23 protein-coding genes and 1 tRNA gene are annotated in these 25,409 nt (G+C 32.8%); 15 read left to right on the top strand and 9 right to left on the bottom strand.

All coding sequences use genetic code 11. The features are described 5' to 3' along the window. The first annotated feature begins 4 nt into the window (after positions 1–4). The 10 genes from mraY to BUA99_RS07595 all read left to right on the top strand — a co-directional run bounded on the left by mraY (position 5) and on the right by BUA99_RS07595 (position 11,370). Positions 5–1,234, top strand: a complete 1,230-nt coding sequence (gene mraY / locus BUA99_RS07640; RefSeq protein ID WP_072990375.1) for a phospho-N-acetylmuramoyl-pentapeptide-transferase — start codon at positions 5–7, stop codon at positions 1,232–1,234. 1 nt (position 1,235) lies between these two features. Continuing rightward, positions 1,236–2,567, top strand: coding sequence for a UDP-N-acetylmuramoyl-L-alanine--D-glutamate ligase (gene murD / locus BUA99_RS07635; RefSeq protein ID WP_072990372.1), 1,332 nt, complete (start codon positions 1,236–1,238; stop codon positions 2,565–2,567). A gap of 75 nt (positions 2,568–2,642) precedes the next feature. Beyond that, the gene (locus BUA99_RS07630; RefSeq protein ID WP_072990369.1) at positions 2,643–3,932 is read left to right on the top strand and encodes an FtsW/RodA/SpoVE family cell cycle protein; all 1,290 of its coding nucleotides are present in this window, start codon (positions 2,643–2,645) and stop codon (positions 3,930–3,932) included. A 14-nt stretch (positions 3,933–3,946) separates the two neighbouring features. Beyond that, positions 3,947–5,047: an undecaprenyldiphospho-muramoylpentapeptide beta-N-acetylglucosaminyltransferase gene (murG, locus tag BUA99_RS07625; RefSeq protein WP_072990366.1), complete on the top strand. Its 1,101-nt coding sequence runs from the start codon at positions 3,947–3,949 to the stop codon at positions 5,045–5,047. 46 nt (positions 5,048–5,093) lie between these two features. Beyond that, entirely contained in the window at positions 5,094–6,443 is a 1,350-nt protein-coding gene (murC, locus tag BUA99_RS07620) for a UDP-N-acetylmuramate--L-alanine ligase (RefSeq protein ID WP_072990364.1), read from the top strand. Beyond that, complete coding sequence (locus BUA99_RS07615; RefSeq protein WP_072990361.1) at positions 6,430–7,152, top strand: cell division protein FtsQ/DivIB; 723 nt, start codon at positions 6,430–6,432, stop codon at positions 7,150–7,152. Before murC ends, BUA99_RS07615 begins: the two co-directional genes overlap by 14 nt. Before the next feature lie 6 nt (positions 7,153–7,158). Continuing rightward, a complete protein-coding gene (ftsA, locus tag BUA99_RS07610; RefSeq protein WP_072990358.1) occupies positions 7,159–8,541 on the top strand; it encodes a cell division protein FtsA in 1,383 nt (460 codons plus the stop codon). 60 nt (positions 8,542–8,601) lie between these two features. After that, positions 8,602–10,539: a cell division protein FtsZ gene (ftsZ, locus tag BUA99_RS07605; RefSeq protein WP_072990355.1), complete on the top strand. Its 1,938-nt coding sequence runs from the start codon at positions 8,602–8,604 to the stop codon at positions 10,537–10,539. Between the two features lie 244 nt (positions 10,540–10,783). Beyond that, positions 10,784–11,233 (top strand): GatB/YqeY domain-containing protein, encoded by a 450-nt coding sequence (locus BUA99_RS07600; protein WP_072990352.1) that lies wholly within the window; start codon positions 10,784–10,786, stop codon positions 11,231–11,233. A 63-nt stretch (positions 11,234–11,296) separates the two neighbouring features. After that, a tRNA-Arg gene (locus BUA99_RS07595) sits at positions 11,297–11,370 on the top strand. Between the two features lie 51 nt (positions 11,371–11,421). Here the strand turns inward: BUA99_RS07595 and BUA99_RS07590 are convergent. The 3 genes from BUA99_RS07590 to rplU all read right to left on the bottom strand — a co-directional run bounded on the left by BUA99_RS07590 (position 11,422) and on the right by rplU (position 12,879). Next, complete coding sequence (locus BUA99_RS07590; RefSeq protein ID WP_072990349.1) at positions 11,422–11,901, bottom strand: hypothetical protein; 480 nt, start codon at positions 11,899–11,901, stop codon at positions 11,422–11,424. A 265-nt stretch (positions 11,902–12,166) separates the two neighbouring features. Then, positions 12,167–12,433, bottom strand: a complete 267-nt coding sequence (rpmA, locus tag BUA99_RS07585; protein ID WP_072990347.1) for a 50S ribosomal protein L27 — start codon at positions 12,431–12,433, stop codon at positions 12,167–12,169. Positions 12,434–12,456: 23 nt separating this feature from the next. Further along, a complete protein-coding gene (gene rplU / locus BUA99_RS07580) occupies positions 12,457–12,879 on the bottom strand; it encodes a 50S ribosomal protein L21 (protein ID WP_072990344.1) in 423 nt (140 codons plus the stop codon). Positions 12,880–13,108: 229 nt separating this feature from the next. On the opposite strand from rplU, the gene BUA99_RS07575 reads away from it, so the two are divergent. Next, complete coding sequence (locus BUA99_RS07575) at positions 13,109–14,434, top strand: M16 family metallopeptidase (protein ID WP_072990341.1); 1,326 nt, start codon at positions 13,109–13,111, stop codon at positions 14,432–14,434. Between the two features lie 8 nt (positions 14,435–14,442). Further along, complete coding sequence (locus BUA99_RS07570) at positions 14,443–16,491, top strand: insulinase family protein (protein ID WP_072990339.1); 2,049 nt, start codon at positions 14,443–14,445, stop codon at positions 16,489–16,491. Between the two features lie 203 nt (positions 16,492–16,694). On the opposite strand, the gene BUA99_RS07565 is transcribed toward BUA99_RS07570, so the two are convergent. Beyond that, positions 16,695–17,561, bottom strand: coding sequence for a DMT family transporter (locus tag BUA99_RS07565; RefSeq protein ID WP_072990336.1), 867 nt, complete (start codon positions 17,559–17,561; stop codon positions 16,695–16,697). A gap of 107 nt (positions 17,562–17,668) precedes the next feature. Between BUA99_RS07565 and BUA99_RS07560 the strand changes: the two genes are divergently transcribed. Beyond that, entirely contained in the window at positions 17,669–18,055 is a 387-nt protein-coding gene (locus BUA99_RS07560) for a heavy-metal-associated domain-containing protein (protein WP_072990333.1), read from the top strand. 58 nt (positions 18,056–18,113) lie between these two features. Here the strand turns inward: BUA99_RS07560 and gldD are convergent, their stop codons facing one another. Genes gldD through mutY form a run of 4 tightly spaced genes read right to left on the bottom strand, consistent with a single transcriptional unit; the run spans position 18,114 to position 21,528 of the window. Next, positions 18,114–18,677 (bottom strand): gliding motility lipoprotein GldD, encoded by a 564-nt coding sequence (gene gldD / locus BUA99_RS07555; RefSeq protein WP_072990330.1) that lies wholly within the window; start codon positions 18,675–18,677, stop codon positions 18,114–18,116. 5 nt (positions 18,678–18,682) lie between these two features. Beyond that, positions 18,683–19,978, bottom strand: a complete 1,296-nt coding sequence (locus BUA99_RS07550; RefSeq protein ID WP_072990327.1) for a gliding motility-associated protein GldE — start codon at positions 19,976–19,978, stop codon at positions 18,683–18,685. Positions 19,979–20,001: 23 nt separating this feature from the next. Further along, positions 20,002–20,442 (bottom strand): single-stranded DNA-binding protein, encoded by a 441-nt coding sequence (locus BUA99_RS07545; RefSeq protein ID WP_072990324.1) that lies wholly within the window; start codon positions 20,440–20,442, stop codon positions 20,002–20,004. A gap of 45 nt (positions 20,443–20,487) precedes the next feature. Continuing rightward, positions 20,488–21,528, bottom strand: a complete 1,041-nt coding sequence (gene mutY, locus BUA99_RS07540) for an A/G-specific adenine glycosylase (RefSeq protein ID WP_072990322.1) — start codon at positions 21,526–21,528, stop codon at positions 20,488–20,490. Between the two features lie 103 nt (positions 21,529–21,631). Here mutY and BUA99_RS07535 point away from each other — a divergent pair, with 103 nt between their 5' ends. Further along, positions 21,632–21,952: an HU family DNA-binding protein gene (locus BUA99_RS07535; RefSeq protein ID WP_262487700.1), complete on the top strand. Its 321-nt coding sequence runs from the start codon at positions 21,632–21,634 to the stop codon at positions 21,950–21,952. A 404-nt stretch (positions 21,953–22,356) separates the two neighbouring features. Further along, a complete protein-coding gene (locus BUA99_RS07530) occupies positions 22,357–23,901 on the top strand; it encodes an Rne/Rng family ribonuclease (RefSeq protein ID WP_072990319.1) in 1,545 nt (514 codons plus the stop codon). 358 nt (positions 23,902–24,259) lie between these two features. On the opposite strand, the gene rpe is transcribed toward BUA99_RS07530, so the two are convergent. Continuing rightward, positions 24,260–24,922: a ribulose-phosphate 3-epimerase gene (rpe, locus tag BUA99_RS07525; RefSeq protein ID WP_072990317.1), complete on the bottom strand. Its 663-nt coding sequence runs from the start codon at positions 24,920–24,922 to the stop codon at positions 24,260–24,262. Positions 24,923–25,409: the final 487 nt, after the last annotated feature.

Raw genomic sequence — 25,409 nt, 5'->3', positions numbered from 1 at the left:
AAATATGCTATACTATTTATTTGATTATTTAGATAAAACGTTGGATATTTCTGGAACAGGAGTATTTCAGTACATCACTTTTAGATCAGGATTAGCATTTATTTTATCATTATTATTGTCTACTATATATGGTAAACAAATTATTCAGTTTTTACAAAGACAACAAGTAGGGGAAACGGTTCGCGAGTTGGGATTAGCTGGTCAGAATGAAAAAGCAGGAACACCTACAATGGGTGGTTTAATTATAATTTTCGCAACGTTAGTTCCAGTTGTGCTTTTTGCAAAATTGCATAACATATATATCGTTTTACTGATTGTTACAACGCTTTGGATGGGAACCATTGGTTTTGTGGATGATTATATAAAAATATTTAAAAAAGATAAAGAGGGGCTAAAGGGTATATTTAAAGTATTTGGACAAGTGGGTTTAGGATTAATAGTAGGTTCTGTGCTTTATTTTAGTCCAGCGGTTACAGTAAGACAAGACACAACCACGACAAATATTTTTAAGGTGCAAACCGAAAATGTTGTCGCTCAAGCGCCAGTGGAAGAAAAATCAACAGTAACTACAATTCCATTTTTTAAAAACAATGAATTTGATTATGCTGAATTACTTGCTTGGACAGGTGATGGATATCAAAAATGGGCATGGTTAGTATTTATTCCTGTTGTTATTTTTATTATCACGGCAGTTTCAAATGGTGCTAATTTAACTGATGGTATTGATGGTCTAGCTGCAGGAACATCAGCCATTTCTGTTTTTGCGCTGGGAATTTTCACGTTTGTTTCTGGAAATATTATTTTTTCAAATTATCTCAATATTCCTTATATACCAAACTCAGGTGAGATGACTGTTTTTATAGCGGCGTTTGTTGGTGCACTTATTGGATTTTTATGGTATAACTCTTATCCGGCATCGGTATTTATGGGTGATACTGGAAGTTTAACCATTGGAGGAATTATAGCCGTTTTAGCAATTGCTGTTCGTAAAGAGATGTTGATACCTTTATTATGTGGAATTTTTCTTGTTGAAAATCTTTCAGTGGTGCTACAGGTTGGTTATTTTAAATATACTAAAAAGCGATTTGGCGAAGGCCGAAGAATTTTTTTGATGTCACCTTTACATCATCATTATCAAAAAAAGGGATATCATGAGAGTAAAATTGTTACCCGATTTTGGATTGTTGCAATCATGCTTGCCATACTTTCGATTATTACGTTAAAACTAAGATAATATGAGATTAGTAATTTTAGGAGGAGGCGAAAGCGGTGTAGGAACTGCAATATTGGGTAAGAAAAAAGGATATGAAGTTTTTGTATCTGATTTTGGAAAGATAAAAAGAAATTATAAAGAGGTTCTTAACATTAATGGTATTGCGTGGGAAGAGGAAAAACATACTGAAGATTTAATTTTTAATGCTGATCTGGTTATGAAAAGTCCGGGTATTCCTGATAAAACTCCAGTAGTAAAAAATTTAGTTAAAAAAGGTATTCCCGTAATTTCAGAGATTGAGTTTGCTGCTCCATTTACAAATGCAACAATTGTAGGGATAACTGGAAGTAATGGAAAAACGACAACCACAATGCTAACCTACCATTTGTTAAAATCAGCAGGAATAAATGTGGGACTAGGCGGAAATATCGGGAAAAGCTTCGCTTGGCAAATTGCAGATAATAAATACGAGTCCTACGTGCTAGAATTAAGTAGTTTTCAACTCGATGGCATCAAGTGTTTTAAGCCTCACATAGCTATCATTACAAATATTAGTCCCGATCATTTAGATCGTTATGAATATAATTATGAGAATTATATTGATGCAAAGTTTAGAATTACGATGAATCAAACGGAGGAAGATTACCTTCTTTATGATGCTGATGATGAAGCCATAAGTGCATGGTTAGAAAAGCACACAACTAAAGCAAAATTAATTCCTTTTTCATTGACAAAAACGTTCAGCGAAGGGGCATATATAAAAAACAAAAAAATGGAAATAAGAATCAATCAAGAAGAGTTCACAATGGATACTGATCACATTGCCTTAGAAGGAAAACATAATATGAAAAATGCAATGGCAGCAACATCTGTGGCAAAATTAATGCAGATAAGGAAGGCGACAATTAGAGAAAGTCTTTCTAATTTTCAGGGTGTAGAGCACCGTCTTGAGAAAGTTTTGAAAATCCAAAATGTCCAATACATAAATGATTCAAAAGCGACCAATGTTAACGCTACATTTTTTGCTTTAGACAGCATGAATACACCTACTGTTTGGATTGTAGGAGGAGTTGACAAAGGGAATGACTATCATGAACTGATGTCACTAGTGCGCGAAAAGGTGAAAGCTATAATTTGTCTTGGTGTTGATAATAAAAAAATCATCGATATTTTTGGCAATGTTGTCGATATGATGATTGAAGTAGATAATATGAATGACGCAGTTCACATGGCGCAACGACTAACAGAAAAAGGTGATTCAGTTTTGTTATCTCCTGCTTGCGCGAGTTTTGATTTATTTGAAAATTACGAAGACAGAGGTAATCAATTTAAGCAAGCAGTAAAAAATTTATAAAAGATAAGTACCCTACCCATTGCAGCAAAAATATAATTTCAGATTTAGAATTATAATTTTCTAATTATCACAAGCATGAAAAAACTAATTGGCAATTTAAAAGGAGATAAAGTAATATGGTCATTCGTGGCTTTACTCGCTTTGCTGTCCTTTATGCCTGTTTTCAGCGCAAGTAGTAATTTAGCGTATTTAGGTCATGGTACGGGGAATACTTTAGGTTATTTATTAAAACATTTAGGGCATATTGCTTGTGGTTTTGCAATTATTTATTTTGTTCATAAAATTCCCTATCAATATTTTAGATCAATATCAAAGTGGTTATTACCTATTGTATGGATTGTTTTGGGTATTACAATGATAAAAGGAACCGTAATAGGTGGCGCAAATGCGAGTCGGTGGCTACAAATTCCATTTGTTGGAATTTCATTTCAGCCTTCTGCTTTTGCGGCTTTAGTACTATTCGTGTTTGTTGCGCGTTATTTATCTAAAACTAGAGAAAAGGCAATCGATTTTGTTGAATCTTTAAAAGAACTGTGGTTACCGGTTTTTGTAACATTAATGTTTATTCTCCCGTCTAATTTTTCAACTACGGCTTTGATATTTTCAATGATTGTTATGCTCACATTTATAGGCAAGTACCCTATGAAATACATTGCAGTAATTGTAGGCGCAGGAATTGTGGCCCTTACTTTTTTTATTTTAATGTCTAAAGCTTTTCCGGATTCATCTATGTTCAGTCGAGTTCGCACATGGGAAAGCCGCATCGAAAGTTTTAGCACTGATAAACCAAATGAAGATGATTATCAAATAGAAAAAGCAAAGATTGCAATCGCTTCAGGCATGATTTATGGTCTAGGACCAGGTAAAAGCGTTCAAAAAAATTTTTTACCTCAGTCGTCTTCTGATTTTATTTACGCGATTATTATTGAGGAATATGGTTTAATTGGCGGCTTAATTGTCCTTTCATTGTACTTATTGCTGCTTTTTAGATTTGTTATTGCGTCACATAAAGCGACAACACTTTTTGGAAAACTAGTAGTAATAGGTTTAGGATTTCCTATGATTTTTCAAGCGATGATTAATATGGCAGTGGCTGTCGAATTGTTGCCAGTTACGGGTCAAACCTTACCACTAATTAGTAGCGGTGGGACTTCGATTTGGATGACATGTATTGCGCTAGGTATCATTATAAGTGTAACTAAAAAAGAAGAAGAAATTGTTCAGGAGATGAAAGATGCTGCTCGAAGGGAAGAGGCACTTCAAAAACTTATTGATAGAGAATTAGAAGAAGAGGAAGTTTTAGCAGAAGAGTATTCAATTGAGGATCAAGCTAAAAACCCTATTCATGCAGTAATGAATAAATAGTAAAAATATAATTAATGAAACCATACAAATTCATATTAAGCGGTGGCGGTACAGGAGGACATATTTATCCTGCAATTGCTATTGCAAATGAATTGAAGGCGCGTTTTCCTGACGCTGAATTTCTTTTTGTAGGGGCCAGTGATAAAATGGAAATGCAAAAAGTTCCTCAAGCAGGTTATGAAATTATTGGGCTATGGATCTCTGGTTTACAAAGAAGATTAACATTTGATAATGCATTATTTCCATTGAAATTAATGAGTAGTTTGATAAAAGCAAAAAGAATTATCAATCAATTTAAACCTGATGTTGTAATAGGTACAGGTGGTTTTGCAAGTGGTCCACTTTTACAGGTAGCCGCTTTATCAGGTGTCACAACAGTTATTCAAGAGCAGAATTCATATCCAGGGATAACCAATAAATTATTAAGTAAAAGAGCTAACAAAATTTGTGTAGCCTATGAGAATTTAGAACGTTTTTTTCCAAAAGAAAAAATGATTTTAACGGGTAATCCGGTTCGTCAAGACGTTCTAGATATTGATTCTAAAAAAAATGAGGCTTTATCCTATTTCAATTTAGATGTAAATAAAAAAACATTATTAATTCTTGGCGGAAGTTTAGGATCTAAAAGAATTAATCAATTGATTGCAAAAGAGCTGGATTTCTTATTAGCAACAGGAATTCAAATTTTTTGGCAGTGTGGAAATTTCTATATGGCTGAATACAAGCGTTTCTCAGAGACAGAAAATATTCAAGTTGTCTCGTTTATTGATAGAATGGATTTAATATATGCAGCGGCTGATTTTGTTATTTCACGGGCAGGAGCTTCATCAGTATCTGAATTGTGTTTGGTAGCGAAACCTACGATTTTTATTCCGTCTCCAAATGTTGCTGAAGATCATCAAACGAAAAATGGAAAAGCAATTGCTGATAAAAATGGCGCTTTACTGATCAAAGAAAATGAACTTGACGAAAAGTTTGAGTCAGTTTTTAATAAATTGATATACGACGAGAACTTGCAAAAGAATCTAAGTGCGAACATGAAAAAATTAGCTAAGCCAAACGCAACAAAAGATATAGTTGACGAGATAATTAAATTAGTTCAAAGATCAAAATAGTACTGTAGCATTACTTCGTGGTCTTTCGGATTTTATAAAATAAAAAATGAATATTAATCAAATAAATAACGTCTACTTTATAGGAATCGGAGGAATCGGGATGAGTAATCTTGCACGCTATTTCAAGAATTTGGGAAAGCAAGTATGTGGTTACGACAAAACGCCTTCCGTTCTTACTAATGAAATGATTGAAAGCGGAATTTCAATTCATTTTGAAGATGCTATAGATCTGATTCCAAAGGATTTTTATACTGAAAACACCTTGGTTATTATTACGCCAGCAGTTCCAGCATCTCACTCAGAATGGAATTATTTTATAGAAAGAGATTTTCAAATTAAAAAAAGAGCAGAAGTTCTTGGATTAATTACAAAAGATACCTTTTGTTTTGCTGTTGCAGGAACACACGGGAAAACGACAACATCTGGAATTTTAGGGCATATTTTATATGAAAGTGGAGTTGACGTTACTGCTTTTATTGGTGGAATAGTAGTGAATTATAATTCTAATTTAATTGGTACTGGAAAATCGGTAACTGTTGTTGAAGCCGATGAATTTGATCGTTCGTTTTTACATTTGCATCCTAACATCGCGTGTATAACCTCTATGGATGCTGACCATTTAGATATTTATGGTACAAGTCAAGCCATCGAGGAATCATTTAAAGAATTTGCGGATAAAATTAAAGATAAGCGTAATCTTTTTGTAACAAAAGAGTTACCACTCGAGGGAGTTGTATGTGCTATTGATGAAGAATCGAGTTACAAGGCATTTAATGTGAGAGTAGGAGATGGAAGTTATGTTTTTGACGTACAAACACCGACTGTTTTAATTAAAGATTTTCATTTTGGTTTACCCGGAAGACATAATTTGATGAATGTGCTAATGGCGATAGCTATGGCTGATTTATATGGGACTTCATCTGTTGCAATTGTAAAAGCTGTTTCGACTTTCAAAGGAATAAAAAGAAGATTTTCCTATCAAATAAAAACCGAAGAAAAAATTTATATTGATGATTATGCGCATCATCCTACAGAAATAAATGCAGTACATCAAGCGGTAACAGAATTGTATCCTGGTCAAAAGGTTCTCGCTATTTTTCAGCCTCATTTGTTTAGCAGAACTAGAGACTTTGCAGATGATTTTGCAAAAAGTTTATCGGCATTTGATGAAGTTATTTTATTGGATATTTATCCTGCTCGCGAATTACCAATGCAGGGTATCACTTCGCAATGGCTTATGGATAAAATGACAAGTAAAAACAAAAAGCTAATAGACAAGAGTGATTTAATTCAGGCCGTTTTAGCCAGTAATGCGAAAATTATTGTAACTATTGGAGCAGGAGATATTGGAGAATTGGTTTCAACCATTAAAAAAGCAATAGATGAAACGTTTTAACTGGATAAATATACGTTTGATAGTGATGTTTTTTGTTGTGATTTTTTTATTTTCATTTACTTCTAAACGAAGTGAAAAAAGAAAATTGACAAAATGCACAATCACTTTTGTAGAAGATAATTCGCCTTTTGTTAAACAAGAAACGGTTAATAAATTGTTAATAGAAAATAATCAACTAGTAACAAGCATTGAAAAAGAAGATTTAGATTTGAATAAGTTGGAAAAAAGCCTAAATGCACAAGACATGATTGAAAAATCAGATGTATTTGTGAGTATAGATGGTGTGCTGAAAGCAATAGTAAAACAAAAAACTCCTATTGCTAGAATTTTTGAAAATGGTAATTCTTTTTACATTGATTATAAGGGAGATAGTATGTCATTGTCTACTAATTTTACAGCCAGAGTCCCACTTGTTTCAGGGAAAATAAATAAAAATAACAACGAAGATTTAGCAGCATTGTTTCGCTTGATTTATGATGATTCTTTTTTAAAAAAAAATATAATTGGAATCCAAATTTTGTCCAACGGTAGCTTAAAAATGCACAACAGAAATTTTGATTATCAAATTGACTTTGGTACCTTAACAAATGTTGAACAAAAATTTAAGAATTATAAAGCTTTTTTTCAAAAAGCAGTTTTAGATAGTTCGTTGTATAAATATAAGAAAATTGACCTCCGATTTACGGAACAAGTAGTTTGCACTAAATAATAGATAATGGAAAAAGAGAATATTGCAGTAGGTCTAGATATAGGCACCACCAAAATAGTTGCCATGATAGGCAAGAAGAATGAATATGGTAAACTAGAAATTTTAGGTTTAGGAAAATCTAAAAGTTTAGGTGTGGCCAGAGGTGTGGTAAATAATATTACTCAAACTATCCTATCTATTCAACAAGCTGTTCAAGAAGCCGAGTTAAACTCAGGTTACAAAATAAAAGATGTAGTTGTTGGAATTGCGGGACAACACATTCGCAGTATTCAACACACTGACTATATAAGTAGAAGCAATTCTGAGGAAGTTATAGGAGGAATGGATATTCAGCTATTAATTGACCAAGTTAATAAACTAGCCATGTTACCTGGCGAAGAAATTATTCATGTTTTACCACAAGAATTTAAAATCGATGGACAGTCTGAAATAAAAGAACCAATCGGTATGTATGGCGGAAGATTAGAATCTAGTTTTCATGTTGTAGTAGGGCAGGCTTCATCAATACGCAACGTGGGAAGATGTATTCAGAGTTCAGGAATTGAATTATCAGGACTCACACTAGAGCCTTTAGCGTCAGCAGATGCCGTTTTAAGTCAAGAGGAAAAAGAAGCTGGTGTCGCATTGATAGATATTGGTGGTGGCACAACTGATCTAGCTATTTTTAAAGATGGCATTATTCGGCACACTGCTGTAATTCCTTTTGGGGGTAATGTGATTACTGACGATATAAAAGAGGGCTGTTCAATTATTGAAAAACAGGCCGAATTGCTTAAAGTTAAATTTGGTTCAGCGTGGCCTGGTGAAAATAAGGACAATGAGATTGTCTCTATTCCCGGATTAAGAGGCAGAGAGCCAAAAGAGATTTCTTTAAAAAATCTGTCTAAAATCATTCATGCACGAGTAGTTGAAATAGTTGATTTAGTTTTTACGGAGGTAAAAGCATACGGTCATGAAGATCCTCGTAAAAAATTGATTGCTGGAATCGTCCTTACTGGCGGCGGTGCTCAATTGAAACACATTAAGCAATTAGTAGAGTATATTACAGGAATGGATACTAGAATTGGTTATCCTAATGAGCATCTTGCTGGAAATTCTGATGAAGAAATTGCAAGTCCTTTGTACGCAACAGCGGTAGGATTAGTGATGAAAAGCATTGAAAATAAGTCGCAAAGTGCAATTCGAATTGAAGCCATAGCGCAACCGAAAGCTCCTGTTTATAGACCACCTATTGTAAACACTCCAACTGATGAAGTTTTACATAACGCTACGGATATGCATGAAACTAATGCAAATGAAAAACAAAATTCGACGGTAAGTAGAATACAAAGGAATTTCTTTGATCGTTATGTTGACAAGATTAAGGATTTTTTAGATAATGCAGAATAATTGGTTTATTCCAAAAAAAAATTACAGTAAATAATATAACAATTTCAAAAACCAGATAAAATGATGAGCGACTCAGAATTTGGAAGTATTTCATTTGATTTACCAAAAAATCAATCAAATGTGATAAAAGTTATAGGAGTAGGTGGCGGTGGAAGCAATGCCATTAATCACATGTTTAAGCAGGGAATTAAAGGCGTAGATTTTATCGTATGCAATACGGATTCTCAAGCTTTGCAAAATAGTTCTGTGCCTAATAAAATTCAGTTGGGAGTTCACTTGACTGAGGGACTTGGTGCGGGAGCAAATCCTGATGTAGGACAACAATCAGCTATTGAGAGTATTTCTGATATTGAAAAGATGTTAGATCGAAATACTAAAATGGTTTTTATAACAGCCGGAATGGGCGGAGGAACTGGAACTGGAGCTGCGCCAGTAATTGCGCAATTAGCTAAAGAAAGAGATATTCTCACTGTAGGAATTGTAACATTACCGTTTCTTTTTGAAGGTAAGGTGCGTCAAGAACAAGCTTTAATTGGTATTGAAAAATTACGTAAGCAGGTTGATTCATTAATTGTTATCAATAATAATAAATTAAGAGAAGTCTATGGAAATCTGGGTTTCAAAGCTGGGTTTTCAAAAGCTGATGAGGTTTTGGCAACAGCCTCAAGAGGAATTGCTGAAGTAATCACGCATCATTACACTCAAAATATCGATTTGAGAGATGCTAAGACGGTTTTATTTAACAGTGGAACTGCAATAATGGGATCTTCAGTATCTTCTGGTGAAAATAGAGCAAAAGAAGCGATAGTTGCAGCGTTAGATTCTCCTTTATTAAATGACAATAAAATTACAGGTGCTAAAAACGTATTGTTGCTTATCGTTTCTGGAACTAATGAAATTACAATTGACGAGATTGGAGAAATTAATGATCATATTCAAGTTGAAGCAGGTCACAACGCAAATATTATTATGGGTGTCGGTGAAGATGAATCACTAGGAGATGCGATAGCTGTCACAATAATTGCAACTGGATTTGACATCGAACAGCAAAACGAAATAGTTAATACTGAACCAAAAAAAATAATTCATACTTTAGAGGATGAACAAAAGAGTGTTCATAATTTAAGTAATAAATCAGTCGCCGCTTTTGATTTAAACTCGGATTCTAAGAGTTCTCTTTCAAATGAAAGAATTATATTTGATTTGTCTGATGATAAAGAAACAAAATCAGAATTAGCAGTTGCAATGCCAACAGCTGAAAAAGAAGATTTATTAGTAATGTCTGATTTTATTAAAAATCTTGACGTCTCTTTCGAAATTGTTTCTCCTATTAGTGATGTTGATTTTAAAATTTCTTCCCCAGTAAAAGAAGTGAAAGCGGTACAACCAAAAATAGTAGAAAGAGAAGAGCAAACGACTTTTTCTTTTGATTTACCACTTTTCAAGTCTGAGCCCATAGAGGAAGTTCAGGAAAAAAAAGTTTCATTTGAATTAAATAATGAAGTTCATAATATTAAAGTAAATGATGCGATTCAGTTTATTCCTGTAACTGAGTTGTCGGATAAAGGAATAATTAAATATTCGCTCGAGGAATATATGGATTTAGAGCCGGAATTTACTGCTAAGCCAGTTGTAAAAGTTCCAGAAATTGTTATTCCAGCGGAGATGAACATTACGATGAAGCAAGTTGAAAAACCAGCTGCTGAATCGATAGAAAATGAGTCTGTGTCTCCAATGGAGATGACCATTGAGGAAACATTGCGGTTAAGAGCAGACGAAAGAAGAAAAAAGTTAAAAGAATTTAACTATAAGTTTAACAACAATGTTTCAAAAATTGATGAATACGAAAAAGAGCCAGCATATAAGCGCTTAGGAATAGATATATCAAATAATAATTCTACTAACAATAGTAATTCGAGAATTTCTGTAGGAACTGATAGTAACAATGATTTACAGTTACGTTCAAATAATTCGTATTTACATGATAATGTAGATTAATATTTTCATTAAAAAAGAAATAACCCGAAAATTAATTTAATTTTCGGGTTATTTTTTATACTAATCTCTAGTTGTAATTCATTGCTATTTCAAGTAAATTTCTCTAAATTTGCCAAGCCAATAAATTTTGGAAGATGATTAATTTTTTTTATATAATAGTCAAAAGAATGTAAATTTTATTTCTATTAAAGTTTATAAAATAACTTAAAAATTAGTCAATTCGTTGACTTAAAAAAATATACTTATGAGTTTATCAACATTAATCATGGACGATCTTAAAATTGCCATGAGAGCCAAAGATACTGTAGCATTAGAAGCTCTAAGAGCTATTAAATCAGAGATTCTATTAGCGCAGACTGCATCAGGATCTAAAGAAGAAATAACAGCTGATGATGAAGTTAAATTGCTGCAAAGACTTGTGAAAACGCGTAAAGAAAGCGCAAGAATTTTTACTGAACAAAACCGTCTGGATTTAGCTGAACCAGAATTAGCTCAAATCGCAGTTATCGAAAAGTTTTTACCAGCACAATTAACCGAAGCCGAAGTTGAAGTTGTAATAGTGAAAATCATCTCAGAAACTGGAGCTTCAGGAATAGCGTCGATGGGTAAAGTAATGGGTTTAGCATCAGCACAATTAGGTGGAACCGCAGAAGGAAAGACAATTTCAACAATTGTAAAAAAATTGCTTGTTTAAATAATAGGTTTGAATTAAGATTTTTATAGTTCGCATGATCAATCAAAAATTTTAATTTTAAATGGCTGCGTAGTTCAACTGGATAGAATATCAGATTTCGACTCTGAGGGTTGCAGGTTCGAACCCTGTCGCGGTCACAATAAAAAACGTCAAAGGCTTTTTAAGTTTTTGACGTTTTTTTTGTTAAATTACCAATCGGTAATATGTTTATTGATCACAAATAATTGGTTAAAATAAGGATTTAAAATTTCAGTTAAATTGTGACCAAATGATGATTGTCTTATCAAGCCCTTTCTATTGAGTAATTTTTGCTCTATAGTTATCTCATCTTCTAATTTAGAAAGTAAACTATCACCGCTGACTATAGCAGGATCTTGCAGAAATTTTATATTATAAACCGTAACACGATACCTATTGTGCTTTGATTCAATTTTAAATTCTGCTTCGAGTTTTAATAATCTTCTATCATTAAAATTAGTTCTTTTAACGAATCCCGTGGAATCTGTCTTAAACAGAAGTCCTAAATTATTCTGTAACTTTACTATACTTTCTGAATTTTCATATATGAATTTCCAAGTAATATAGTTTTGATCTACTGTGAAATTTTTATTTTGAGCTAACGACACCATCGTTACTAAAAAAGTCATAATAAGTAAAAGTTTTTTCATAAAGCAAATCATTAGATTGTAAGATATGGGATAGTATCAATTTAATGTTATAAAACACTCAGTTTTAAATCAATTTATATCATTTCTTAGTAATCAAATAACGTTCCTAAAAAATGAATTTAAGTGCGATCGTTATATAAATAGCTGGGATAATAGATTATTAACTAGCTTACCAAATTCTTAAATTATTTTCAAAAAGTTTTTAGCTATAAAAAAAAACCTTTAGATTTCTCTAAAGGCTTTTTTTTTCTTGAAAATAATCAAATTATGCTTGAACTTCAAATGGAAGTATTGATACATAAGATTTGTTATCTCTTTTCTTTTGGAACTTAACAACTCCATCTACTCTTGCGTGTAGTGTGTGATCTTTACTGATGTAAACATTTTCACCTGGATTGTGTTTTGAACCTCTTTGTCTTACGATGATGTTCCCAGCAATAGCAGCTTGACCACCAAAAATCTTAACACCTAAACGTTTTGATTCTGATTCTCTACCATTCTTAGAACTACCAACACCTTTCTTGTGAGCCATGACGTATTAGTTTTATTTTGTTATTATTCTTGAGTATCTTCTTTTTTAGCTTTAGCTGCCTTTTTCTTTGGAGCTTCAACTTCTTCTGTAGTTGTCTCAGCAGTTTCTTTCTTAGCTGTTGCTTTTTTAGCACTAAGACCTGTTATACCTTCAATTACAATTTGAGTGAGATATTGTCTATGACCGTTTCTCTTTTTGTATCCTTTTCTTCTTTTCTTTTTGAAAACGATAACTTTATCTCCTTTTAAGTGTTGTAACACTTTAGCTTCTACTGAAGCACCTTCTATAGCTGGGGCGCCTAAAGTGATAGTTCCGTTATCATCTAATAAAAGAACTTTGTCAAAAGAAACTTTTGAACCTTCCTCATTAGTCAAACGGTTAACATAAACCTTTAAGTCTTTGCTTACTTTGAATTGTTGCCCTGCTATCTCTACGATTGCATACATACTGATTTGTTTTAATAATTTTTAAGGTTGCAAATATACAATTATATATTTAACTTGCAATTTAGGTCGTAAATATTATTTTGTACGTAGGTATTAATATTTTTTAAGTTTATGCTATCGAATTTTCATATGTAAATGACGCTATTTTGTGTCAATATTATCGTATTTTGATGTAACAACTTGAATAAAAATTATACTAATATTAAAAATCAACTAAATTATTAACCTTATGAAAAATTCATTAATGGCTTTAGGTGCTTTATTTATGCTTGGAGGAGTGGCCTCTGCTCAGAAAGTAGCATTTGAGGAATACAAATTAGAAAACGGACTGCATGTAATTTTGCATAATGATCCGTCAGCTCCTACAGTAATAACATCAGTTATGTATCATGTGGGCGCTAAAGATGAGAATCCTGAAAGAACAGGTTTTGCACATTTTTTTGAACATTTATTGTTTGAAGGTACTGAAAATATTAAACGAGGAGAATGGTTTAAAATCGTAACTAGTAACGGCGGTGTAAACAACGCTAATACTACTGATGATAGAACGTATTACTACGAAGTTTTTCCGTCTAACAATTTGGAGTTAGGATTGTGGATGGAAGCAGAGCGAATGTTACATCCTATTATTAACCAAATTGGTGTTGATACACAAAATGAAGTTGTAAAAGAGGAAAAAAGACTTCGTGTTGATAATCAACCTTACGGAAATTTTTTAGCAGAAGTAAAAAAGAATATTTTCACTAAGCACCCTTATCGTTGGGCTACTATTGGATCGATGAGCCATTTAGATGCGGCGACTTTAGAAGAGTTTCAAGCCTTTAATAAGAAGTTTTATGTTCCTAACAATGCTGTTTTAGTTGTTGCAGGTGATTTTAAAAAAGAGCAAGCGAAGGAATGGATTCAAAAATACTTTGGACCAATCAAAAAGGGAGCGGCTATACAAAGAGAAACTTTTGTTGAAGATCCTATTACTCAAACAATAAAAGCAAAATTTGAAGACGCTAATATCCAAATTCCTGCTATTGTAGCAGCTTATAGAACACCTTCGATGAAAACTAGAGATGCTCGTGTTTTAGATATGATTTCGTCTATTTTAACGGATGGAAAAAGTTCAAGATTATACAAGAAGATTGTTGACGATAAAAAAATGGCTTTACAAATAGGAGCATTTAGTAATAGTCAAGAAGATTATGGTAGTTATATTATTTATGGTTTGCCACAAGCGCCAAATACAACAGAGGATATTTTAAGAGAAATTGATGCCGAAGTTGTAAATCTTCAAACAGAGTTAATTTCAGAGAAAGATTTGCAAAAGCTTCAAAATAAATTTGAAAATCAATATGTAAACAGCAATTCGACAATTGATGGCATCGCAGATAATTTAGCAACTTATCATTTATTATATGGCGATATTAACCTAATTAATACTGAAATTGAAATCTATCAGTCAATCACTCGTGAGGAGATTAGAGACGTTGCTAAAAAATATTTAAATCCAAATCAAAGATTAGTTTTGGATTATGTTCCATCTAAAGATAAAGCTCAAAACTAAGATATATCATGAAAAAATCAATATTAATTTTATCAAGCTTGTTCTTAACACTTATTATGCAAGGACAGATTATACCCCAGCCAAAACCAGGAGTAGCTCCAACAGTGAAAATTGGAAAACCATTAACATTCGAATTAAAAAATGGTTTAAAAGTTATGGTTGTAGAAAACCATAAATTACCAAGAGTGGCATTTAGCCTTACATTAGATAATGAACCATATGCTGAGGGAGATAAAAAGGGCATCTCTGATATGACCAGTACTCTAATGGGAAGCGGTACTACCAAAATTTCTAAAACTGCTTTTAATGAAGAGGTAGATTTTTTAGGAGCTAATATTAATTTTAGTTCTAATGGTGCTGCTGCAAGTACATTATCAAAATATTCGTCTAGGGTTTTAGAATTAATGGCTGATGGCGCATTAAATCCAAACTTCACTCAAGAGGAATTTGATAAAGAAAAAACTAAACTAATTGAAGGTTTAAAAGCAAACGAAAAAAGTGTCGCGGCAGTTGCAGGCAGAGTAGTCGATTTTCTTACTTTTGGAAAGGATCATCCAGCAGGAGAATATGTTAGTGAAGCTACATTGAAAAATGTAACCTTACAAGATGTTAAAGTAAATTACAATACCTATTTTGTTCCAAGCAACGCGTACCTTATCATTGTAGGTGATGTAAAATTCAAGGAAACAAAGAAAATGGTAGAAAAGTATTTTGGTTCATGGAAGAAAGCGACGGCACCTGCTGTTTCTTACTCAGATCCAAAAGATGTTGCAACTACTCAAATTAACTTTGTAGATATGCCAAATGCGGTTCAATCAGAAGTTTATGTGGGTAATATTTCTAATCTTAAAATGACTGATCCTGATTATTTTGCAGTATTGATTGCAAACCAAATCTTAGGAGGCGACTTTAACAGTTACATCAATATGAATTTGCGTGAAGTACATGGATGGACTTATGGTGCAAGAACTTCAATAGGAGGAGATAAACGTGTGTCAAATTTTAGCGCAACGACACAGGTTCGTAACGCGGTTACTGACAGCACCGTTGTAGAAATCATGAAGGAGTTCAAAAAAATTAGAACTGAAAAAGTAACTGATGAAATGTTAGCTAGTGTAAAAGCTGGCTACATAGGTCGATTTGTAATGCAAATTGAAAAACCCCAAACAGTAGCTGGATATGCTTTGCGTATTCAAACACAGGGATTGCCTGCTGATTTTTATGAAAATTATATAAAAAACATTAGCGCTGTCAATGCTGATGATGTTATGAGAGTGGCAAAAAAGTACTTCTTAGCTGATAATAGCCGAATAATAATTGTAGGAAAGGCATCAGATGTAGCTACGGGATTAGAGAAATTAAATATACCAGTTTCATACTTTGATAAATATGGAAATCCAACTGTTAAGCCAGAATTTAAAAAACCAGTTCCAGCAGGAGTAACAGCAAAAAGCGTTATTTATACTTACATCAAAGCTATTGGTGGAGAAAAAGCAGCTTCGGCTGTAAAAACAATTGTGATGAATGGGTCTACAACTATTCCACAAGCTCCATCACCTTTAAGTTTTACTTCTAAAATAGATGTTAAAGGTAGGATGATGGTTGAATTAGCAATGGGCACAATGAGCTTAATGAAGCAAGTAGTGAACGATAAAGGTGGCTACGTTATGCAACAGGGACAGCGTCAAAATATTGAAGGAGTAGCACTTGCTGAAATGAAAGCAGGAGCGACTCCATTTGAAGAGCTTTCTCTCTCTAAAAAGCAAGACTTAACTTTAGATAGTATCGAATCAGTAAATGGGAAAGATGCTTACGCCGTTAAGAACGGAAAAACAACCTATTTTTACGATGTTACTTCTGGACTAAAATTAGCAGAATCTAAAGTTGTGGAACAAGGCGGTCAGAGCATGACACAAACTACTAATTTTGGTGATTACAAAGAGATAAAAGGTGTTAAAGTTCCATTTAATATCATCCAAAATGTTGGTTTTGAATTAGACATCAAAATGTCTGAGGTAAAAATTAATGAAGGTGTTTCAGATACTGATTTTCAATAGATATCAATCTTATTAATAAGTAAGAGGCTGCCTAAATTAGGCAGCCTTTGCTATTTTTATCTGTTTTATTAAATTTAAAAATAAATATATATTTTGGTTGTTTTCTTTCAAAATCAGCTCAGTAGATACATCAGCTAAATCCTGAATATCAAATTTTGAACACTAAAAGCTGCCAACCATGAACGAACACTTAAAACTAAAAATTACTTTCTAGCCGATAAATACACACCAATTAAAATAATAAATGCCCCAAAAAATTGAATAGGCGTTAGCATTTCGTTATCAAATAATCCCCAACTAAAAGCTACTACAGGTATTAAGTAGGTCACTGATGTGGCAAAAACTGGCGATGACATTTGGATTAATTTAAAGAAAAGAATATTTGCAATTCCTGTACCTACAATCCCAAGAACCATTATAAAAAGGATAGAATGCTGTACTTTTATTTCATTTAGTACGTCAAAAAAGTCTGTGAAAAATAGAACAGAGAAAGCTGGCACAAATAGTACCATAAAATTCCCTGTCGTAATACTCAATGGACTCAAATCATGTAGATATTTCTTAATTAAATTTACATTTACAGCATAACAAATAGAGGCAATCAATACTAATATAGCGTAGTAATAATTTTGCTCTGGATGATTCATTGCACCATTTAAAATTAGCAAGGTACTTCCCAGTAAACCAATTAGAATTCCAATAATTTGATTGCGCTTAAACTGCAAACCAAAAACTAGAGCACCTAGAATTAATGTATTTAAAGGAGTAAGGGAATTTAATATTGAACTGACTGAGCTATCAATTTCAGTTTGTGCTATGGCAAATAAATAGGCAGGTATAAAAGTGCCAAATAAAGATGTTAATGCAATGTATTTCCATTTTTGAGCTGGAATTTTTTTTAGCGTTTTAAATCCTATTAATAATAGAAAAATTGAAGCAAAAATAATTCGTAATGATCCTACTTGCAATGCAGACAAACCAATTAGTCCCTTTTTTATCAAGATAAATGAACTACCCCAAACTAATGCAAGGGCTCCTAAATACAACCACTTTAATTGCTTCGATTCCATAAAAAATATTTTGCCCCAAAATTGTAAATATTTTATGAATTAGACACTCTTTTTTTGATTAATTTTGCATGTAGAAAAATTGTTTTTAACTAATAAAATATAGGATCATGAATTTCAAAAAATCAATACTGACGCTATCACTTGCAAGTATTTTATTTGTAGGCTGTAAAGAAAAAGCTGAGGATTCAGATGTGAAAGAAAATTTGGAAACAACAGAAGTTGCACCTCCAAAAGCGAAAAAAGAAATAGTTGCTGCTAACCTACAAACTGCAACATTCGCTGTCGAAGGAATGACTTGTGCAATAGGCTGTGCCAAAACAATACAAGAAGATTTAACAAATTTAAATGGTGTTCAGGTAGCGAAGGTAGATTTTGACACAAAATTAGCAACCGTGACTTTTGACAAAACAGTTCAAAATCCAGAAAAACTAACTAAAGCCGTCGAAGCTGCAGCAGATGGTAAAACTTATTCAGTAAAGGATATGAAGATCTAAGGTATTTTTAATTTTAAAAAAAAGCATTCGTTAGTCTCGAATGCTTTTTTGCTTTTAATCATTTCCATTTTAAGGTTTCCATAATGCGCTGCATATCATTTTTTATATAACTAGCTGCCGGCATGATCGAATCATAATTGGGTTTAGCATAGAAATAAACAGACCCTGTTACAAAATGTTTAGTACTATCAGTTGCGTAAAATTGTGAATTTGTCGCCGCATTTCCCTCTACTTGGTAAAACATCCCAAAGACCTTTTTATCGGGATTCAAATAAGGTTGCTCTAAAATGTCATCGGCTTTTATTACATGTTCGTAAGTTAATTTTTGTGCGTCACGTAAAAGATTATCTATATTTTTATTCACAGGTTTGTAAGTCAAATATATAGTTGCCTTCATTTTAGGATAAGTAATTGTTAGATCACAGTTTTTACCTTTTCTAACAATAGCATCTGAATTTATTTCAAAAGCATAAGGACATTGATTTTCAAAATCCGCGTATTTAGCTTCGGGATAATCCAGTCGTAAGTAGCTTGAAGGTTTAGGTAACACTTCTTCTTTACAGCTAGAAGTGACGATTACAAGCACAATTGCCATTCCCAAGGAGATTGTTTTTTTTATCATTTTACTTAATCAATAGTTACTTTAATTTGTTTTATCCTTTTTTGATCGACCGTTTCGATGATAAATAAGCAATTTCCCAATGAAATCTTCTGATTTTTTTTTGGAAAATTACCTAAAAGCTCGAGAATAAATCCAGCAAGTGTTTCTGCTTCTCCTTTTTTATGTTCAAATAATTCTTCGTCAACTTCAATAATGCGATAAAAATCTTTTAAATTTATTTTGCCTTCAAAAAGAAAATTTTTGTCATCAATTTTAGAGAAGCTACTATTATCATCATCAAATTCGTCACTAATATCGCCTACAATTTCTTCAATTACATCTTCAAGTGACACTAATCCGGAAGTACCTCCATATTCGTCTACAACAATAGCAAGATGACTTTTCATACTTTGAAAATCTTTCAACAAATTATCTAATTTTTTATTTTCAGGAATAAAGAAAGGTTCACGTACTAAAGATACCCAATCAAATTCATTAGTATTAATGTGTGGTAATAAATCCTTGACATATAGAACACCTTCTATTTGGTCGATATTATCTCTGTAAACTGGAATTCTAGAATACCCTTTTTCGATTATTTTCGGACAAATCGCAATAAATGACTCTGATATTTCTAAAGCGAATATATCTATCCTTGGACTCATTACTTGGCGTGTATCTGTATTTCCAAAACTAACAATTCCTTCTAAAATTTTCTGCTCTTCAGTAGACGTTTCATCTGAAGCGGTAAGTTCAAGCGCTTGTGATAATTGATCTACTGAGAAATTTGTCTTTTGTTTTCCAAATTTGTTGTGCAGATAAATAGTAAGTGCTCGCATAGGAGTACTTATTGGCGAGAGTATTTTATTTAAAAATCCAATAGGATAAACAATAATTTTAGCAAAGTTGATGCTGTTTCTACTGGCATATACTTTTGGTAAAACTTCTCCAAATAGTAAAATTAAAATGGTGATTACAGTGATTTCAACAACAAGCTTTAAAAGTGGAATTTCGATGGCCTTAAAAATATTTTTACCTATTATAGAGAAAAATAATATTATGGTAATATTTATAAAATTATTAGCAACCATTAGTGTTGCTAGCAATTTTTTAGGCTTTTCTAGAAGTTTAGCTATTACTTTTCCTTTAGAATTATTTTTTGCAGTAATTTCATCAATGTCTTTTTGTGACAGCGAAAATAAAGCAACCCCAGCTCCAGAAATTAATGCAGAGCATAATAATAAAAGTATTATTCCTAAAATGGCAATTGCTAAATTAGCGTCAATTGCATTGGTAAAAAACAAACTGGGCTCTGGGTCCACATTAATAAAAATTAGTTAAACAATCAAAAGGGCAAGTCGTTTACCGGCAAGACATTTTTCTCTGGGTCAAAATTAGTGTTTTTTGGAATATCAGCTACAGGAAATTGTTTGTTACTTTCACTCTCTTTTTTAGTGGTTAGAAAAGTAAATTCAGTTACCTGGATTTCGCTAGTGTGTTTAGTACTTCCGTCTTCCGCTTGCCATTGGCGCGATTTGATACGGCCTTCAACGTATATTTTGTCTCCTTTTGAAAGATATTTTTCACAAAGTTCAGCGGCTTTATTGCGTATAACCAAGTTGTGCCACTCTGTAGAGGTGATTTTTTCATTGGTAGTTTTATTAATATAAACTTCATTTGTTGCTAACTGAAATCTTCCGATGCAATTGCCCCCATCAAAATAGTGCATTTTGATGTCGTCGCCAAGAAAACCAATTAGCATTACTTTATTTAATGTTCCGTTCATGTAGATGGTGGTATTTATACCAAAGATACATTTTTTTAGAAATATTTAATTTAATTCCTTTTCAATAAAATTATGAATCACAATCGGGAAAGGGAATGACTGTAATGTCTCTTGATCTATTCCTTCCTTAATAGTACCGTTTATATTGACTTTCCAGAACTTAATATGCAAATGCTGGTGCGATAACTTATGTACAATACTCTTATCGTTGGTTTCTAATATGCTTGAAATACTATTTTCTTTAAAATATTCATTTTGTATTTGTTCTGAAACAAAATCAAAACCTTCCTCTTTTTCTGTTTCTAGTAATGGAAACTCATATAAATTATGCCAAATTCCTTTAGCAGTTCGTTTTTGAATTATAGTGTTGTCATTTTCATCTGATGCAACTATATAATTAAAGTAGCGATTGCGCACTTTTAACTTTTTAGACTTTACGGGCAATTGACCTACTTTATTCTTTTGCAAGGCAGCGCAACTTTCGTTAAAAATACAAATACTACAATTAGGACTTTTAGGAACGCATTGCAAAGCACCGAATTCCATAATCGCTTGATTGAAAAGCGCAGGATTGTCTTTTGGTATTAATTCGAAAGCTAAAGCAGTAAACTTTTTTTTGGCGGAAGCTTGAGCAATATCGGTTTCAATATCAAAATAACGTGATAATACTCTAAACACATTTCCGTCAACAACGGGAACCACTTCATTATAGGCGAAAGAGGCAATTGCTGCAGCGGTATATTCGCCGACTCCTTTTAATTTGAGTAAGTCACTGTAGTTATCAGGGAATATTCCATTTAAATCAGAGGCTATATGTTGAGCTGTTTCATGTAGATTTCGAGCACGAGAGTAATAACCTAATCCTTGCCATAGTTTTAGCACTTGTTCTTCACTGGCTGCTGCCAAATCAAAAACGGTGGGAAAAGTGGTTGTAAATGATAAAAAATAAGGCGTTCCTTGCGCAACTCTCGTCTGTTGTAACATGATTTCGGAGAGCCAAATAGGATAAGGATTAGTAGTGTTTCGCCATGGTAAATTACGCTTGTTTTGTAAGTACCATTTTATCAGTAAGTTAGAAAAATTCATGTTTAAATATTAGACTGCAAAAGTAAAAGTTTATGTGATTAAAATTTAATGAATTAGCTTGAATAATTGTTTTTTAAATTCCTATATTTGCAACCTCAAAAAAATAGTACAACATAATATAATAGGAAAGAAAATGACGAAAGCAGATATCGTAGCAAAAATTTCAGAGAAACTTGGTCTTGAAAAAGGAGATGTGCAGGCAACTGTAGAGACTTTTATGAATGAAGTAAAAAATTCATTAGAGACAGGAGACAATGTATATTTAAGAGGTTTTGGAAGTTTTATTGTGAAAACTAGAGCTGAAAAGACAGGTAGAAATATCTCAAAAAACACAACAATAAAAATTCCTGCACACAATATTCCAGCATTTAAACCTGCAAAAGTTTTCGTAGAAGGAGTTAAGATAAATAACGAAGCAAAATAATATATTAATTAATCATAAAATCGACAAGATATGCCAAGTGGTAAGAAAAGAAAGAGACATAAGGTAGCAACGCACAAACGTAAGAAAAGAGCGAGAGCTAACCGTCACAAAAAGAAAAAGTAGTTTTTAACTACTTTTTTCTTTTTAAAAGTTCATTGAAATCGAAACGGAATGATTTAAGAATTAAGATTAACGATTGTAGATTTCAGATTAAAAAAAATCAGAAATCAAGAATCAAAAGTCGACAATCTCAAATCTTTAAGTTTCCCCGGGTCCAATACCTGTTAAATTATTGTTTAATCCATCCTGACAATTCAGCTGTGAGGCATGAGATCTAAGCTAAAAGTTATGTTATGCTTAGTGTTTAATGCCTATTGCCAAAAAGTTCGGATAAAAATTTACAAATGAATAAAGAATTAATCATTAGATCTAGTTCTGAAGCAGTAGATTTTGCCTTATTAAAAGATGGAAAACTAATTGAATTACACAAGGAAGAAGAAAAAAGCAATTTTCAAGTTGGTGATATATTTATTGCCAAAATCAGAAAACCAGTTGCCGGATTAAACGCTGCTTTTGTAAATGTAGGCTTTGAAAAAGATGCCTTTTTACATTATCACGACTTAGGTCCTAATCTAGCTTCCCAACTGAAATTCATAAAACTTGTAAGCGCAGGTAAATTAAAAGATTTCTCCCTAAAAACCTTTCAGTTTGAAAAAGAAATAGACAAAGATGGAACCATAACTGATGTTTTGAGTTCCAATCAATCTGTTTTAGTACAAGTAGTCAAAGAACCTATATCTACTAAAGGACCAAGAATAAGCGCTGAGCTTTCTCTTGCTGGTAGATTTATAGTTTTGGTTCCGTTTTCTGACCGAGTTTCTATTTCTCAAAAAATAGAAGACAAAAAAGAAAAGGATCGTTTGAAACGTCTTGTACAATCCATCAAACCAAAAGGATTTGGTGTTATTGTTCGCACAGTAGCCGAAGGCAAAAGTACAGTAGAATTAGAAAAAGATTTGCAGAACCTGCTCAGCAGATGGACTGCAATGTGTAAAAAATTACCAATTGCTCATCATCCTTCTAAAGTGTTAGGGGAGCTCAATAGAGCCTCTTCAATATTGAGAGATGTTTTTAATGATACCTTTAGCGGTATTCAAATTGATGATGAAGAGTTGTACAACCAAACAAAGGATTACTTGCAAGAAATTGCACCATCCAAACAGTCAATTGTTAAATTTTATCAATCAAAAGACACACCTATTTTTGAGAAATACAACATAGAGAGACAAATCAAAACTTCTTTTGGAAAAACAGTATCCATGAGTAAAGGGGCTTATCTTATTATTGAACATACTGAAGCTTTGCACGTCATAGACGTAAATAGCGGAAACCGTTCTAATAAAGCTACCAACCAGGAAGATACCGCCATGGAAGTCAATATGATTGCTGCTGCCGAAATCGCTAGACAATTACGTCTACGTGATATGGGTGGAATCATAGTAATTGATTTTATTGATATGTCCAATCCTGAAAATCGGAAAGTCTTGTTCGATTTCTTGAAAGAGGAAATGAGTGATGATAAAGCAAAACACAAAATCTTACCTCCTAGTAAATTTGGTTTAGTCCAGATAACAAGACAAAGAGTAAGACCAGAAGTAAATATTAAAACTAGAGAAGAAGATCCTAATAATGAAAGTGGCGAGATTGAAGCGCCAATTCAAATCATTGATAAAATCAATTTCGATCTAGAAAGAGCATTAAAAAACCATAAGGAAGTTGTACTGAACGTGCATCCATTTGTGGCTGCATACCTTACTAAAGGTTTTCCATCATTACGTTCAAAATGGTTTTTTGAACATAAAAAATGGGTAAAAATTATACCTCGTGACGCTTACACGTTTTTAGAGTATCATTTTTACGATAAAAAAGAAAATGCAGTTATAGAATAAAATAAAAACCGCCTCTCGTAAGATTGGCGGTTTTTTTGTGTCTTGTTGCTTCTGATTTTTTTAAATGCCCTAGCCTTTTAAAGGTTTGAAACTTTCGTTCGTAATTAGTACTTAAAGCATTCAAGTTTGTAATTTACAATCTATTGTTAATTTTAGAAGCTAATTCCAGCTATCCGCTATATCTTTTCTTTCGCCTAAGGAGGCGATGGAAAAGGATACCGCTTCTATCTGGGCTAGGGCTTTAGCTTTCAAAAGTAAAATATATTAGAAATCGCGATTACATTAATGTAGTCCTAGCTAACCATTTTGCAAACTAAAAAATAATATAATTAAAAAATGGCGCTATCAGCGCTATTTCCTAGAAATTAATAAGTTTCTTTAAATCGTGTATTGTTTGCGTTGGATTTTCGGCTTTGAACACAAAACTTCCAGCTACTAGAACATCAGCTCCAGCTTCTACAAGTTGTTTTGCATTTTTGTTAGTAACACCACCGTCAACTTCAATTAGTGTTGTTGCCCCTTTTCTATTGATTAAAGCTTTTAGTTTTTGAACTTTTGCATAGGTGTTTTCAATAAACGATTGGCCTCCAAAACCTGGATTTACACTCATAATACAAACCAAGTCAATATCATATATTACGTCTTCTAATAGGTCAATATTAGTATGAGGGTTTATGGCTACTCCCGCTTTTATTCCTTCTGCTTTGATTGCTTGAAGCGTTCTGTGAAGGTGAGTACAGGCTTCATAATGAACGCTTAGAATATTAGCACCTAAATCAGCAAAAGTTTTGATATAACGATCTGGATCTATGATCATCAAATGTACATCAATGGTCTTAGTAGCGTGTTTAGTAATTGCTTCCAAAACTGGCATTCCGTAAGAAATATTAGGAACAAAAACACCATCCATGATGTCGATATGAAACCAGTCTGCTTCAGAATTGTTAATCATTTCAATGTCACGTTGTAAGTTTCCAAAATCAGCGGCCAATACTGATGGAGCAATAAGAGTATTTTTCATTTTTGTTGTTGTTTAATCTGTAATTTAATCAGATTATTAAGTTGTAGTTTTTGCAAAATTAGGTTATTTAAAACGATTGCGAAAGTTTTTTTATGAAGACAATTCGGGAGTTTTAATTCCGTTTTGCGTGAGGGAGTGAAGTGGAAATCCTTTTTTATTTTATGTTGCGTAGCAGAATAAAATTAAAAAGATTGTAACGAAAAGCCCGACCCGAAGTTTTTACGAAGGGACACGCCATATAGGTAAAAAGTGAAAAGTGAAAAGAATTGAGATAGAAAAAATATACTTCAAACTTGATATTGAAAGCGGAATAGAGCGAAGCTAAACACTAGAGCAAGGTTTTGACTGACCAGTTTTTTATAAAAATAAAACCACGGATACCCGAGAGCTTTGCTCGAACAGACTGAGGTTTTACTTATAAAAATAAAACCTCGGTAATCAGCCGAGGTTTCAATCATCAATCAAAAAACGAACAGTCAATCAAACT

The organism is Flavobacterium segetis, assembly GCF_900129575.1.
Lineage (GTDB): Bacteria > Bacteroidota > Bacteroidia > Flavobacteriales > Flavobacteriaceae > Flavobacterium > Flavobacterium segetis.
The sequence above is the reverse complement of the archived record's forward strand: the minus strand, read 5'-3'. Positions and strand labels throughout refer to the sequence as shown.